The sequence below is a fragment of the Pseudarthrobacter sp. Y6 genome (assembly GCF_050156205.1).
Taxonomy (GTDB): Bacteria; Actinomycetota; Actinomycetes; order Actinomycetales; family Micrococcaceae; genus Arthrobacter.
On the sequence record NZ_CP189574.1, the window covers coordinates 187,458 to 201,941 of the forward strand.

Below are 14,484 nucleotides of genomic sequence, written 5' to 3' on the forward strand. Positions count from 1 at the left end.
AGCAGGACGGTTATCGGTTGTGTATCAGTCACGTGTACCTTGCAGTTGGGGTGGATGGTTGTGAGGTTCCGCGGGCTCGTCGGCCGGCCAGCTCAGGACGGCACACACCCGCCAGCCGCGGCCCCGCCGCCCGGACACCACGGTGCCAGCGTAAATGCGCGCCCGTTCGGCCATGCCCGCCAGCCCCTGGCCGGAACCGGGCCCGCCTGAACCCGGCCCGCCGCCGTCGGAGGTGCCCGGACCTGGGACTCCCGCGCCGTCGTCGAGCACTTCAATGGTGACCGTGGAGCCGGTCCGGACGATTCCCACGTCCACCCGACCCAGCGACCGGCCGTAGCGGAGCACATTGGTCAGTGACTCCTGAACTATCCGGTAGACCGTCAGCTGAAAGGCCGCGTCATCGGGAAGCGCCGGGCCGGTGTGCGAGTAGTGCAGCGGCAGGCCCGCGGTCCGGAAACCCTCCAGGAGCTTCGCCAGGCTGTCGCCGGAAGCGATTGGCTGCCGTGGCGCCGTCCCGCCGGCGTCGTCCCGAAGTACACCCAGGACACGCCGCATGTCAGCCAGCGCGGTCCGGCCAGTCCGCGACAGCTCACCAAGCACCTCGCCCGCGCGGTCGGGACTTTTCCGGACCACGACCGCGGCGCCGTCGGAGAGGCTGACCATCACCGTCAGCGAGTGCGCCACGACGTCGTGCATTTCGCGGGCAATCCGGTTGCGTTCATTGACGGACGCCAGGCTGGCCGTCCGCGCCGCCCAGGCGGCGATCTCCTGCTCATGCTCGCGCCGCTGCCGCACCGAGATGCCGATCCCGGTGGCGATGACGTTGGACAGGGCGATCGTGGCGCCGGTAGCGATGCTGGTCAGGAGGTGGAAGTCCCCGGGATTGCCGCCGGCATCGTGGATGAAGGAATTCTCCATGGGACCAACGGCGGCCAGCAGGTACAGCAGGGCAAGCGGCGCCGTGGCGGCGGCCATGGCCACCAGCGCAAACCGGCGCGTGTGCACCACGGCCACAGCGTAAAGCGAGAACCACAACCCCGCCGATACATTGGAGCCCCACGGGTGCAGCAGCGTGACCGCCACTTCCATGACCGCGACGAAGGCTGCCAGCGCCACGGGGTGGGAGCGCCGGAAGAACAGGCCCCCCGCGACCGCGAAGAGGAGCGCCGCCGCCAGCCAGGCGCCGGACATGATCGCATCCACCACGGTCGGCGCCACCAGCAGCGCGTAGCTGAACACCACCACACCGTCCATCACCCGGGGACGATGGTAAAGGTACCGCCGGAGCAAGCCGCGGCGCTTGGCCGTGATTTCGGCAAAGGACGCGTCGGCCTGGCTGGCCGGCGCGTCCCTGACGAGAGACGCCTCATTCATGCTCTGAGCCTAGTGTCCGCCTAGACGTCGCGTTTCTTGAGCACAATCATGGCCGGAACCAGGAACAGCAGAACGTAGCCCAGGAAAATCAGGCCGCCCTGCCACGGATCGATGACGCCGTCGGTGTGGCCAATGGACAGGAACCGTCCGCCGGCGTCGCTGGGGAGGTACTGCGGCACGTACTTCCAGAAGTCACCCGGGATGAAGGTCATAAAGCTCGCCGCGATGGACACTACGAAGAACAGGCCCACCAGCACGGTGATGCCGCCGGCGGAGTTGCGCAGCAGTGCGCCGAGCGACAGGCCGATCAAGGCCACCCCGGCAACGTAGAGGCCGCCCGTGAAGACGCTGTACAGCACGCCGTCCGTGGACCAATCCAGGTCCAAGCCCAGTCCCTGGAAGACCGGCACGGCAATCAGGAACGTGGCCACGGCGGCGATGGTGGTGATGACATAAGAGATCACGGCGAGCAGGATCGCCTTGGCCACAAAGGCCGGCGTGCGGCGGGGGACGGCGTTCATGGTGGAACGGATCATTCCCGTGGCGTATTCGGAGGAGATGAACAGGACAGCCAACGAGCCCAGCACCAGGATGCCGATCTGCAGTCCGGCATTGGGCAGGTTGTACAGGTCAAAACCTGACCCCGGCGGGACGGACTGCGCCATCATTTCCGGCGTCAGGGTCTGGCCCTGTGCCCGCGCCTGCTGCGCCATGGAATCCAGGAAGGAGAACCGGATCAGGACGGCAAGGGCGCCGACGCCGACAATCGCCACAAGGGTCAGGAGCAGCAGGACGCGGGTGGACATCAGGGAGAACAGCTTGATCCATTCGGACCGCAGCACACCGGCGAAGGTCACCCCCCTGGTACCAGCGGTGGAACGGACCCGGGAAGTTTGGGTATCAGTCATGGTGGTCATCGTCCTTACTTTCCTGCCGTTGCCGGGGCGGTTTCCGGAGCGAACTCGCCGGCGGGGCCACCGGTCAGGTGTGAGTGGTATTCCACTTCGTCCTTGGTGAGGTCGAAGTAGGCGTCTTCCAGAGACGATTGCTGCGGGGTGAGTTCGTAGACCAGGACCCGGTTATCCAGTGCCACCTGGGCGATCTGCCGCGCGTCCAGGCCGGTCACTTCCAGGGTTTCGGGCTGGCCCTGGTCCACCGTCACGCCATCGCCGGACAGCAGGGCTGACAGCTGGGTGGCTGCGGACGTGCGGACCAGGGTCTTGACCTGACTGGTGCCCGCAATGATGTCCTGCACGGGGGCGTCGGCAATGATCCTGCCGCGGCCGATCACGATCAGGTGGTCTGCCGTCTGGGCCATTTCGCTCATGAGGTGTGAGGACAGGAAGACGGTTTTACCCTGTCCGGCGAGGTAGCGGACCAGGTTGCGGACCCACAACACACCCTCCGGATCGAGGCCGTTGACCGGCTCATCCAGGATCAGGGTCTGTGGGTCGCCAAGAAGGGCGGCGGCAATGCCAAGGCGCTGCCCCATGCCCAGCGAGAAGCCGCCTGCCTTCTTCCTGGCGACGGCCTCCAGGCCGGTCATCTCGATGACTTCGTGCACGCGGGACGTGGGGATGTTGTGCGTCGCCGCCATGGCCCGCAGGTGGTTGTAGGCGCTGCGGCTGGTGTGGACCGCCTTGGCGTCCAGCAGTGCACCCACCTCGTGGAGGGGGGCCTTGTGATCGGCGTAGCGCAGGCCGTTGACGGTGACCGTGCCCGACGTCGGGCGGTCCAGTCCCATGATCATGCGCATGGTGGTGGATTTGCCGGCGCCGTTCGGGCCAAGGAAGCCTGTTACCTGCCCTGCCTTGACGGTGAAGCTGACGCCGTCAACCGCCGTTTTGCTGCCGTAGACCTTGGTCAGGCCTGTTGCCTCAATCATGGAAATGTTCCTTAGAACAGCAGCCAGGTGGCTGGGATGCGGGGAAGTTTTCGTGTGTACGCTCCACGCTACCGACGGCACGGCCGGATTTCGCCGGTCTCAGGGATGATTCAGGGGCGAATCAGGGTAGTCCGCACGGATGATTAGGGGTCCCCTCCGGGATGCAGCCGCTTTAGGTGCGGGGCGAGTAATACGTCAACGCGCCCGGTTCCACCCGGAACCGGACGCTGCGCACGCCCGCCAGCGCTTCGCCGTCGACCGCCAGCGCCATGGGGGAGCCCTCCGACTCAATGCGGACCTCCGTAGCCTCCCGCAGATGGGTGATCCGGGACGTCGCTACCGTGCCGGTCAGCACTGACCACAGGAGCCGTAGCCGGGCAAAGGATTCGTCGGCGGTGATCATGCGGACATCCAGGACGCCATCGTCCAGCACGGGCCGCGACAAGGGCGCGTGGTCCCTGGGGTAGTAGCGCCCGCGTCCGATGTAGGCGATCCAGAGTTTGTGCCGGACACCGTCCACGGTCAGGGTGGTGGGTGTTCCCACGGCGAAGGTCCGGAACATTGCCACCACGCCGGCCAGCGGTTTGCCGAGGGCCGGCTGCAGCTGCTCCCTGCGCCGGACCAGGTTGGGGTACAGACCGATGCTGGCCGTGTTCAGCATGACCAGGTCAGCTGTTTCCGGGTTGCCCGCCAGCCCTCGCTCCACGGTCACAACGCCGACGTCGGCACGCGCGGCTTCACCCGCGGCTGCAGCTGCCACAGCGTCCTTCAGGTTGGCAGTCCCCGTGTCCCGCGCGAAGTGGTTGAGTGTTCCGCCCGGGAGCACCAGCAAGGGAAGGGAATGATCGACGGCGGCCGCGGCCGCGGTGCCAACCGTTCCGGCTCCGCCCCACATGCCCAGGGCCCGGGTGTCGGGGCGGGAGGCGGTGGCCTGGATGGCCTCGCCCAGGCCCTCTCCCGGCTCGACTGTTTTTATATGCGCCTTTGGGAATACTTCCTGGAGTGCGTCTGCCGTTTGTTCGGTAAATGAGCCGCCCAGGGTATTCACCACGATGCTGAGACCTTCACCGCCCGGCAGCTCCGGGGCCTGGGTTGCGGTGCGGGCCACTTCGGGAAACGGTGGGCGGACGGGCCACCACTTGCGGGTCACCAGCGCCGCCCCTGCGCCGATCGCCGAGCCAAAGAACACATCCGATGGCCAGTGGGCCCCCGTGTGGACACGTGAGTAGGCCACCCCCAGTGCCGCCGGCGCAAGTGCCGCACCGACAGCCGGCTTAACCATCCCGGCGCCGAGCGCGAAGGCGATGGCGGACGCCGAGTGCCCCGATGGCATGGACGAGCTGGTGGGCTGCGGATGGACGAACCGGAAAACCGGCAGGTTCTCAGGGAGCGGCCGTGCCCGCGGCAACAGGGTTTTGAACACCACGTTGGTCACAGCCGATGCCACCGCTTGGGCGATCAGCCCGTGCATGGCGGCCCGGCGGGGCTTGCCGGGAAACGCGGCCATGATCGCGGCAGCCCCCATCCACAGTTTGCCGTGAGTGGCTGACGCCGAGAGGCGGCGAAAGAACTCATCGTGGTTTCCCCCCGGGAACGACGACACGCCGCGCACAAGGTGCCGGTCAAATCGGCTGATCCACCCTGGTCCTTTGCGCCACACTCCGTACATCTCCCCACCCTATAACCGGTGAGGTTCCCTACGTGGAGGACAGGGGCCTCGCGGCGCCGGCGAGGAGCAAGGCCACCAGGATCGGGGCGAGGATCGCGAGGAGCGCCAGATGGATTCCCGTGAGGTCGCCCAGGTAGCCCAGCAGCGGCGGGCCGGCGAGGAAGGAAACATACCCCAAAGTGGATACAACCGAAACCCTCGCGGCTGCATGCTTCGGATCGTCGGCGGCCGCGGACATGCCCATGGGGAAGGCCAGCGCAGCGCCCACGCCCCACAGCGCAGCACCAACCCCGGCCAGCCAGATGTTCCCCGCGAGGACAAACAGGCACAGACCCGCCGTGGCTGCGCCCATACTGGCCCGGAGCACTGCGACGCGTCCGTAGGTGTCGATCACGCGGCCGCCGAAGAGCCGCATCGCCGTCATCGCCAGGACAAACAAGGCGAACATCAGGGCGCCGGTGGATTCCGAACTGCCCAGGCCGTCAACGGTGGCCTTGGCGATCCAGTCGTTTCCGGCGCCTTCCGTGAGTGTTGCGCCCAGGACCACAACGCCTATCAGAAGGGTGCGGCTGTCACGCCACGCCGATGTCCCCTTCACCGCCGTCGGTTCACCCTCCACCGGGAGGGCATGAGCCATGTGCGGAAGGAAGTAGCGGGGCGCCACGAGGGCGACTACCACCACCACGCCAGCGATGACCAGCAAGTGCAATGGCAGGCCGACGCCGATCGTTGACAGGCCCGCACCGATCAGCGCCCCCACAAAGGCTCCGCCACTGAAGGCCGCATGGAACTGCGGCATGATGGTGCGCCGAAGCTTGTGCTCGACGTCGGCCCCTTCGATGTTCTGGGAGACGTCCCACAGCCCGACGCCTATGCCAAAGAAGAACAGCGCAACGGCGGTGCCCGGGACCGATTCCGCCGACAGGGAAAGTGCAATGCCCACCCCGGCCAGGGCTGACAGCAGTCCGCCTGCGCGCACCGCGTTGGCGGTGCCGATCTTCCCCACCACAAGTCCCGCCGTCGGAAGGGCCAGCAGTGAGCCGACGGCTATGCACAGCAGAAGCGTGCCCATCTGGCCGGAGGTCAGGTGCAGCGTCTCGGTGACGGCGGGGATCCTGGCGGCCCAGCTGGCAAAGACAAAGCCGTTGATTCCGAAGACCACAAAAGTGGCGGCGGCTGCTGCCTTGAGGGACGGTCCGGCCGTCGTGCTGGTTTTGATGCTCATGCTTTAACTACTTCCACCGAGAGCTTGTTGAGGTGTGCGAGTTCGTCCGCACTCAGGTCCTTGTCCGTGACTATCACGTTCACTGCGTCCAAGGGGGCAACCAGGGCCATCGCGGTGGCATTCCATTTGGCACCGGTACAAGCAACAATCACCCGCCGCGCCGATTCGAGTCCGGCCCGCTTCACTGCGGCATCTTCCAAATCATGGGCCAGGAGACCGTCCCTGAAGTTCAAGGCGCAGGGCGTGACCACCGCCGTGTCGAAGCGCAGGGACCGGATGTTGGCTTCCGCGAGCGGGCCGCGGAAGGATAGCTCGCCGGGGACCAGGCTTCCGCCGGGGAGCAGCAAGGCAGGACGCTGGCCGGCGTGCGGGTCGTCCTCTGTGACCGTCGTCAGGGAGCGCATGGACATGGGCATCAGCGTCAGTTCGCGCCCGCGGAGGACGCGGGCAATTTCCGTGGCTGTGGTGCCACTGTCCAGCCACACGTGTTCGCGTTCTCCCAGCAGGCCGGCCACGGCGGCGGCGATCCTGACCTTCACGGCCTGGTCTTCGAGTTCGCGCTGGCCATAGCCGGGGTTTTCGCCGCCGGCAATGAGGCTCCTGGCACCGCCGTGGACCCGGCGCAGCACGCCATGCGATGCGAGCAGCTCGAGGTCGCGGCGGATGGTGGCGCCCGATGCGTCGCAGGCCTGGGTCAGCTCTTCCACCGAGACCTCGGTTTTGCGGCGAAGCAGCTCCCCGATCAGGCGATGCCGCCCTTCTGTCTTCATGCTCATATGATAGCAATTTTTGATCATATGAACGTATTTCGACGCTTAGCGGGCCCGCTCAACCCGCTTTTCGTCCCACACGGGCTCGGGGGATTCGTAGACGCGGCCGTCGGAACCGAAGACCAGAAACCGGTCGAAGGTACGGGCGAACCAGCGGTCGTGGGTGACTGCCAGGACCGTTCCCTCGAAGTGGTCGATGGCTTTTTCCAGGGCCTCGGCCGAATGCAGGTCCAGGTTGTCCGTGGGCTCATCCAGCAGCAGGAGCGTGGCGCCGGAGAGCTGCAGCAGCAGGATCTGGAACCGCGCCTGCTGGCCGCCGGAGAGGGACTCGTACTTCTGCTCCGACTGCGATGCCAGTCCGTAGCCGTCCAATGCGCCGGCAGCGGCCTCGCGTCCCAAGCCGGACCGGTGCTCGTCGCCGCGGTGCAGGATCTCCAGCAGGGTTTTGCCCAGGAGGTCGGGACGGACGTGGGTCTGGGCAAAAAAGCCGGGCCGGATACGGGCGCCGAGTTTCACGGTGCCCTCGTGCGGCACTTCGGCGATATCGACGTCGGACACGGGTAGGTGCTCCCGTTCCGGGTCCGTCCCGCCCGTAGCGAGCAGGCGCAGGAAGTGGCTCTTGCCGGAGCCGTTGGAACCGAGCACACCCACACGGTCACCGAACCACACCTCGGTGGAGAACGGCTTCATCAGCCCGGTCAGTTCCAGTTTTTCAGCCACGACGGCCCGCTTGGCGGTCCGGCCGCCCTTCAGGCGCATGCGGACGTTCTGCTCGATCGGCAAAGCTTCGGGCGGGCCGGCCTCGAGGAACTTGGCCAGGCGCGTCTGGGCGGCCTGGTAGCGGTTGGCCATGTCGGACCGGAATGCCGCCTTGTTCTTGTACATGTTGACGAGTTCCTTGAGCTTCACGTGCTCCTCGTCCCAGCGCTTGCGGAGCTCTTCGAAGCGGGCGTTCCGGTCGGCGCGGGCGTCCACGTAGGAGCCAAAGCCGCCGCCGTGCACCCAGGCACCTGCGCCGTTGATGCCCGGTTCGAGGGTCACGATGCGTCCGGCGGCATTGTTGAGCAGCTCGCGGTCGTGGCTGATGAAGAAGACTGTCTTTTTGGACTCGTTGAGCTTGTCCTCAAGCCAGCGCTTGCCAGGCACATCGAGATAGTTGTCCGGTTCGTCCAGGAGCAGGAGTTCGTCAGGTCCAGCGAACAGTGCCTCCAGCACCAGCCGCTTCTGCTCGCCGCCGGAAAGGCTCGACGCCGGGCGGTGCTGTGCGCGGTCAAAGGGCAGTCCGAGGGCGGCCATGCAGACTTCGTCCCAGACAGTTTCCACGTCATAACCGCCGGCATCTCCCCAGTCTACGATCGACTGCGCGTACCGCATCTGGGTGGGTTCGTCGTCGTGCTCCAGCATGGCAAGCTCAGCCTCGTCCACCTCCCTGGCCGCGGCGGCCAGGGCCGGCGGGGCGGCCGATACCAGCAGATCGCGGACGGTGGAATCGTCCCGGACCTGGCCCACGAACTGGCGCATGATGCCCATGTTTCCGGAGCGCCCGATCACACCTTCGTCCGGAACGAGGTCGCCGGAGATGATCCGGAAGAGGGTGGTCTTACCCGTGCCGTTGGGGCCGATCAGGGCCGCTTTCGTACCGTCCGGGACCTTAAAAGTCACGCCGTTGAGCAGCTGCGTGCCATCGGAGAGGAAGTAGTCAATACCGGAAATGTCTATGTGGGCCACGCCAACAATCTTCCCATGGCCGCCCCACACGAGTTTTTGTCCAGATAATCTGCCTTAGAGGCCATTTCGCGCGCATTATCTGGACAAAATCTCCGAGGGTCAGCCGGCGGCAGCCAGAAACTGCTTGAGCAGCGGCCCGGACGTGGTGGCTCCGAGGCCGCCGTCCTCGACGAACACGGCCACGGCCAGGTCACCGTGGACAGCCACGATCCAGGCGTGCGTCTTGGGCGGGGTCTCCTTGCCGAACTCCGCAGTGCCGGTCTTGGCGCCCACCGGGGCACCCGGAACGGTCGACAAGAAGCCGGCGTGGCCCGACGTGACCACCGCCCGCATCATGTCGGACAGCGCCGCGGCCTCAGCGGCAGTGATCGGCTGGCCGGACGCCTGGGACGGCGCTTCCGGCGTAACGCTCGACGGCGGCGAACCTGCATCCGCCGTCGTCCCGCCGGAGGTGTCTGCCGGGGCGGCGCCGGCGTCGGGATTCAGCACCAGCTGCGGGGAGACGGGGGATCCCTTGCCCACGGAGCCGGCCATGATGGCGGCCGCCAGCGGGGACAAGAGAACTTTGCCCTGGCCGATCATCGAGGCGGCATGTTCGGTGCCGGCAGCCTCGCCCGGAACGGACCCGAGGAACGCCGCGGCACCCAGCGAGGGGGCCTGCACGGCCACGCCCATGGCGACGGCGGCAGCCTCAAGCTGGGCCTGCGTGACCGTATCGCGCGCAGCGATGAACGCCGTGTTGCACGAGTGGGCAAAGGCATCGCGGAGTGCCACCGACCCCAGTGAGGTTTCCGGGTAACCTTCCGCGTTCTTGAACGTCCGGCCGTCCACGGTGAGGGTGGGTGTGCATTCCACCTTCGAATCGGGCGTCAGGCCGTTCCGAAGCATGGCGAGCGAATCGACGATCTTGAAAGTTGACCCGGGCGCGTACTGGCCCAGCATTGCGGTGTTGTAGCCGTTGCTTCCCGGACCCGAGGCCGCCGCGAGAACCGCCCCCGTGGAAGGGCGGAGCGCCACGATTGCCGACGCCGGGCCTACACCGGCAAGCGTGCTCTCGGCGAGTGACTGGAGGTTCGGATCCAGTGTGGTTTTCAGGGGAGTGCCGGGAGTCGGGGCCATCTCGAACACCACCTTGCGGGGATCCGTTCCGGCGGCCTGGATCTGTTCGCGGGTCAGGTCAGCCCGCTGCGCACGGATCACCACGGCGTCGGTGCCGCGGAGTTGTGCGTCATACTGCTGCTGGAGCCCGCCGATGCCGGTCACGTCTCCGGCGGTCAGGACGCCTTCCGACGCCTCGATCTGTTCCGCCGTAGCCTCACCGACAGTGCCGAGGACTGCCCTTGCGAACGAGCGGCTGGGTGCCAGCGGCTGGCTTTCCGGGATGGCGCGGGCACCGGGAATGCCCGTGATCTGCGCATCGGTGATGGTGCGGCCCTCATCACGGAGGGTGATGGCCCGGACGAACGCCTCGGCGCCGGAGGCCGCAACCTGATGGGCATAGGCAGCGGGATCCACACCCACCAGTTCGGCCAGTTTGGTGGCTGACGCGGCGGCGTCCGCGGACCCCACCAGCAGTCTGTCGATCCCCACGTTGATCACGGGACGGTACGTAACGAGCTTCGCGTCACCGGCGCCCAGGATGTCGGCGCGCTGCGGCGACTGGGTGCCCTTGCTGAGGATTTCGTTGTCGGCGAGTCCCGGAACCAGGGTTGCCGGGTTCCAGACAGCCAGCCATTTGTCCCCGGACTTCGTGAACTCCGCGGAGACCGTGTATTTCCACTCGCCGGTGCCGAGCTTCCACGCGTAATTCAGCGGAACGGTTGCAGTGTCGCCGTCCAGGGTGAGGTCGCCGGCGGCCACCGTGGGCTTGTCCGGTTCCAGGGCCTTGAACACATCCTGGACCTGTTGTTTGGCCACCCCGGAGTCTTTGCCATCAAAGGCGACCGAGCCGACGTCGAGCGTGGAAAGCGCGGACGCAAACTGCTTGGCCGCACTTTCAGCATCCCCTCTGCCGTCGTCGCAGGCAACCAGGGAGGCGCCGAGAATGAGTCCAGCTATGGCAAGTGATAGTTTTCTTGAGTTCCCCACCGCGCTATTATGCCCCGATTTGGACCACGCCGGCTGTCACAGATCCGTACCCGGCTTAGAGGCCGAGGGAGGGGACCTTAAGTCCAAATATGTCCTTCAGGGCATGTTTCGCGGCGAAGTACCCTGGCATCCCCGTCACACCGGGGCCTGGCGGTGTGGAGGACGAACACAGATACACGCCGGGCACGGGCGTGCGCCACGGAACGCGCGAGACCACCGGCCGCTGGATAAGTCCGCGCACGTCCATGATCCCGGCGCTGAAGTCCCCGCCCACGTAGTTCCGGTTGTAGCTGGCCAGTTCCGCGGCGGTGGTCACGTGCGTCTGAACCACCACATCCCGGAATCCGGGGGCGAAGCGCTCCAGCTGTGCGGTCAAGGCCTCGCCCATATCCCGGGTTGATCCGGCGGGCACATGGCAGTATGCCCACAGAATCTGCCTCCCTGCCGGCGCGCGTCCACTGTCGAAACGCGATGGCTGGGCAACCAGCACGTAAGGGCGCTCCGGGTGCCTTCCGGCAGACACTTCATTCTCCGCACTCGCCAGCTCTTCGCGCGTCCCGCCGACGTGTACCGTACCGGCGTCGCCCAGCTCCTTTGCCGCCCACGGAACGGGACCGGACAGGATGAAGTCCACTTTGCAGGAACCATTCCCATAGCGGAACGTCTCCAAGGCTTGCCGGTACTTGGCCGGGAGCCTGTCGCCTGCAATGTTCAGCAGGCCCCGGGGGGCGACGTCCAGCAGAGTGGCCCTTGCGCCTCGGAGTTGTTGGAGGCTCTCGATCGGCGCTTCCGTATGGATCACTCCGCTGTGGGCACGTATGTCTGCTTCCAGCGCGGCCGCGATGGAGGCTGATCCGCCCAGCGGAATCGGCCAGCCTTGGGCGTGGGCCAGGGCAGTGAGCATGAGCCCTGCACCGGCAGAGGCCAGCGAGGGCAGCTGCGAGACCGCATGGGCGGCCACGCCGCTGAGCAATGCAGGCGCAAGGTCCTCGTTGAACCGTGTGTTCCACAGCCGCGATCCCTGCTCCAGTGTCCGCAGCCCGAAGAGCGCCGCCGCCAGCGGATCCATGGGGATTCTGAGCAGCTGCTGCTGCGTCAGGTCCATCACGCCGTCAATGCGGTCAACGAGCGGGCCAACAAGCCGGCGGTAGGCGTCGCCGTCCCTGCCCAGGCCCTGGACCGTCCTTTCGAGGCTGTGGTAGCCGAGGGCCGCCCGTCCCCCGTCGAGCGGTGATCCGAAAGAAAGCTCCGGGACCACCAGGTCTATCCGGCGTGCCAGTTCGAAGTCACGGAAGAAGGGGGACGCCAGCGCCATGGGGTGCACGGCCGAGCAGATGTCATGGAGGTGCCCCGGCTGCATCAGTTCGGCGGTGCGGGTACCGCCTCCGATCGTCTCTGCCGCCTCGTGGACTTCGACGGAGAGGCCGGCGCGCGCCATCACGGCTGCTGCAGCCAGCCCATTGGGTCCGGACCCAACGACGGCGACGTCAGGCATGGTGCTTCGCCCGCCAGGGGAGGACCGCGTGTGAGCGATGGCGGGGGCTGAACCGCAACCAGTCGGGCTGCCCGTCAAATGGCCCACCGTGCGGATCATCGAGGTGGTGGCGGCGAACAGGGTCATAGTTGGGATCATAAATGTCCCACACAACCCGAATCATCAAATATGCCGTTAGAAGCATATGTGCTGCCACCGCCAGGACGTAATAGGGCATATCAATATTGTGCTGCGTCGGGCCCTGGCTGGCCACCTGGCCCAAGTACATCCAGATAGCAGCCCAATACAGCCCCTCCACGCCTTGCCAGACCAGGAAATCCCGCCACCGCGGCCTGGCCAGCGCCACCAGAGGGATGAGCCATAGGACATGCTGTGGCGAATAGACCTTGCTGGTCAGGATGAAAGCACCCACGATGAGGAACGCCAACTGGGCCAGCCGCGGCCGGCGTGCTGCTGTCAGCGCCACCGCGGCAATCATGGCGCAGGCCAACAGGAACACGGCCAGGGCCAGCCAGTTGATGGTTGCGGGATCCAGCACAGGCCAGCGCAGCCGCCGGGCCACCAGGTTGTAGGCGAACCACAACGACCCGTAGCCGGCTTCCCTTGTCTCCGTGAACCTGAAGAAATACCCCCAACCGGACGGATTGGAGACGGCGACAGGAACGTTAACGGCCAGCCAGGCAGCTGCGCCGGCGCCGGCCGTGACAAGGAACCCGCGGATACGCCCGGTCCGCAGTGCCAGCAGCAGGATGGCTCCGAAAACCAGGGCGGCGTAAGGCTTGGTCGCTGCGGCGAGGCCGATCAGGGTGCCGGCCAGGATCAGCCTTTCACGCGAAAAACACAGCATTCCCAGCGCCAACAGGGCCACGGCCCACATGTCCCAGTTGATGGTTCCGGCCAGCACGATGCCAGGTGCCAACGCCACCATGGCCGCATCCCAGGGGCGCCGCTGTGACATCCGGGCCGTCGCCAGCACAGTGACAATCCATACGGCAGCAACCAGGGTGGCATTAACGTCGAAGTAACCGAGGATCCGCGCGTCACCGGCGCCCTCGCCGGGGACCAGCCAGGCAGTCACTCCGGCAATAAGTCCCATCAGGACGGGATCTTCAAAAAGTGATCCCGGGCTCAGGATCTGGAAGGTGCCGTCCCCCAGGCCGCGGTTGCGGAAAAACTCCGGGAAGTCGGAATAACACGTGGAATAGAACTGGCCGGGACTCGACCAGCCGTTCGCCCGGCAGTAACCCTTGATCGCGATGCCGGCCAACGCCGCCACTACGGTCAGGATGATCAGGACACGTTCCACGGTAAAAACGCCGGGGGAGATGAGGCCGGGCGCCGACCGAGCACCCATCGGCCCGCCGATCAGTTCCGTGAAGTTCTTCAGCAACAGGTCGCTGCGGCTCGGAACAACCAAGCGGGCGCGCGGTGGGTGCGCCGGTGGCTTCGTCTCCTGCATGTCTGAGAGCTTACCCGGGACGTGCCCTGCCGGACCGTGGTCTTCATCCCCGGCCCCCCCGCCTCAGTTCATGCCGCCCATCTGCTGGTGCAACAGGACGAATACGTCTTCGCGTCGCCGGTCCAGGAGTTGCCCGTTGAATTCCCGGCGGTCATCCCGGACAGATCTCCGAAGGAAGAAGAATGCTTTCTTGATTCTCTTGATCATGGTGGTCACCTCCTTTCGGGCGTGAAATTGGGCATAACAAATAAAGCCATTGAATGTCGAATAAATAACGGCATAGTTAGGCAGGGAAATACCCGGTGTTTATGAATAGTTCGCGAAGGCGAAGACGGACCGTGTTCCAGCGGCGGTGCAGACCCCAACAAAGAAGCTGAGTTCCGAACTATGGGGATGCTGCGTCGCCGCGCGGACCAGCCTGGAAGGGACGCCGACAGGAGACGTCCAGCAGGCGTCGCCTAAGGCGAGCCGTCCAAGGAGGATGGGCCTGGATATACCTCATTGCAAGTGACGCCGCCGCGTGGGCGGGATCAGTTGCGGGAAGGCTAGGAGGCAGGCACTCCGTTACGACGGCGCGCAAAAGCATCAGAGGCTGGGTTCGCGATAATGGTCATCTTCCATCCGCTAGTCAAAGTAATCATTTTTCCCAACCTCCTTTTCTGTTATGCCGCTGCCTCGGCTGACTGGCCTGGCAACGCGCGCCGCGACCCCGGCAAAGACGCTCTGGGGTCAGGAATAAAATTACCCTACGAATGCGGCAATGCGCCACTTAATTCGCAAAGTTTTTCAAG

Annotated in this window: 11 protein-coding genes; all 11 read right to left on the bottom strand. The window is 65.8% G+C overall.

Annotated elements, in window-relative coordinates:
* Nucleotides 1–24: 24 nt before the first annotated feature.
* On the bottom strand, nt 25–1,374 hold the full coding sequence (locus ACQCSW_RS00935; RefSeq protein ID WP_426989109.1) for a sensor histidine kinase: 1,350 nt from the start codon (nt 1,372–1,374) through the stop codon (nt 25–27).
* Nucleotides 1,375–1,394: 20 nt separating this feature from the next.
* The gene (locus tag ACQCSW_RS00940) at nt 1,395–2,282 is read right to left on the bottom strand and encodes an ABC transporter permease (RefSeq protein ID WP_426989110.1); all 888 of its coding nucleotides are present in this window, start codon (nt 2,280–2,282) and stop codon (nt 1,395–1,397) included.
* 14 nt (nt 2,283–2,296) lie between these two features.
* Nucleotides 2,297–3,259 (bottom strand): ABC transporter ATP-binding protein, encoded by a 963-nt coding sequence (locus ACQCSW_RS00945; RefSeq protein WP_426989111.1) that lies wholly within the window; start codon nt 3,257–3,259, stop codon nt 2,297–2,299.
* Between the two features lie 172 nt (nt 3,260–3,431).
* Nucleotides 3,432–4,928, bottom strand: coding sequence for a bifunctional phosphatase PAP2/diacylglycerol kinase family protein (locus ACQCSW_RS00950; protein WP_426989112.1), 1,497 nt, complete (start codon nt 4,926–4,928; stop codon nt 3,432–3,434).
* A 28-nt stretch (nt 4,929–4,956) separates the two neighbouring features.
* Nucleotides 4,957–6,153 carry an MFS transporter gene (locus tag ACQCSW_RS00955; protein WP_426989113.1) on the bottom strand — a complete coding sequence of 399 codons (1,197 nt, stop codon included), beginning with the start codon at nt 6,151–6,153 and terminating at the stop codon, nt 4,957–4,959.
* Nucleotides 6,150–6,923, bottom strand: a complete 774-nt coding sequence (locus tag ACQCSW_RS00960; protein WP_426990591.1) for a DeoR/GlpR family DNA-binding transcription regulator — start codon at nt 6,921–6,923, stop codon at nt 6,150–6,152. The genes ACQCSW_RS00955 and ACQCSW_RS00960 overlap by 4 nt, the downstream gene beginning before the upstream one ends.
* Before the next feature lie 45 nt (nt 6,924–6,968).
* Nucleotides 6,969–8,651, bottom strand: a complete 1,683-nt coding sequence (locus tag ACQCSW_RS00965; RefSeq protein WP_426989114.1) for an ABC-F family ATP-binding cassette domain-containing protein — start codon at nt 8,649–8,651, stop codon at nt 6,969–6,971.
* A gap of 99 nt (nt 8,652–8,750) precedes the next feature.
* Nucleotides 8,751–10,739, bottom strand: a complete 1,989-nt coding sequence (locus ACQCSW_RS00970; protein ID WP_426989115.1) for a penicillin-binding transpeptidase domain-containing protein — start codon at nt 10,737–10,739, stop codon at nt 8,751–8,753.
* A gap of 55 nt (nt 10,740–10,794) precedes the next feature.
* Entirely contained in the window at nt 10,795–12,234 is a 1,440-nt protein-coding gene (locus ACQCSW_RS00975) for a phytoene desaturase family protein (RefSeq protein ID WP_426989116.1), read from the bottom strand.
* A complete protein-coding gene (locus ACQCSW_RS00980) occupies nt 12,227–13,693 on the bottom strand; it encodes a glycosyltransferase family 87 protein (RefSeq protein ID WP_426989117.1) in 1,467 nt (488 codons plus the stop codon). Before ACQCSW_RS00980 ends, ACQCSW_RS00975 begins: the two co-directional genes overlap by 8 nt.
* 63 nt (nt 13,694–13,756) lie before the next feature.
* The gene (locus ACQCSW_RS00985; RefSeq protein WP_426989118.1) at nt 13,757–13,900 is read right to left on the bottom strand and encodes a hypothetical protein; all 144 of its coding nucleotides are present in this window, start codon (nt 13,898–13,900) and stop codon (nt 13,757–13,759) included.
* Nucleotides 13,901–14,484 lie beyond the last annotated feature (584 nt).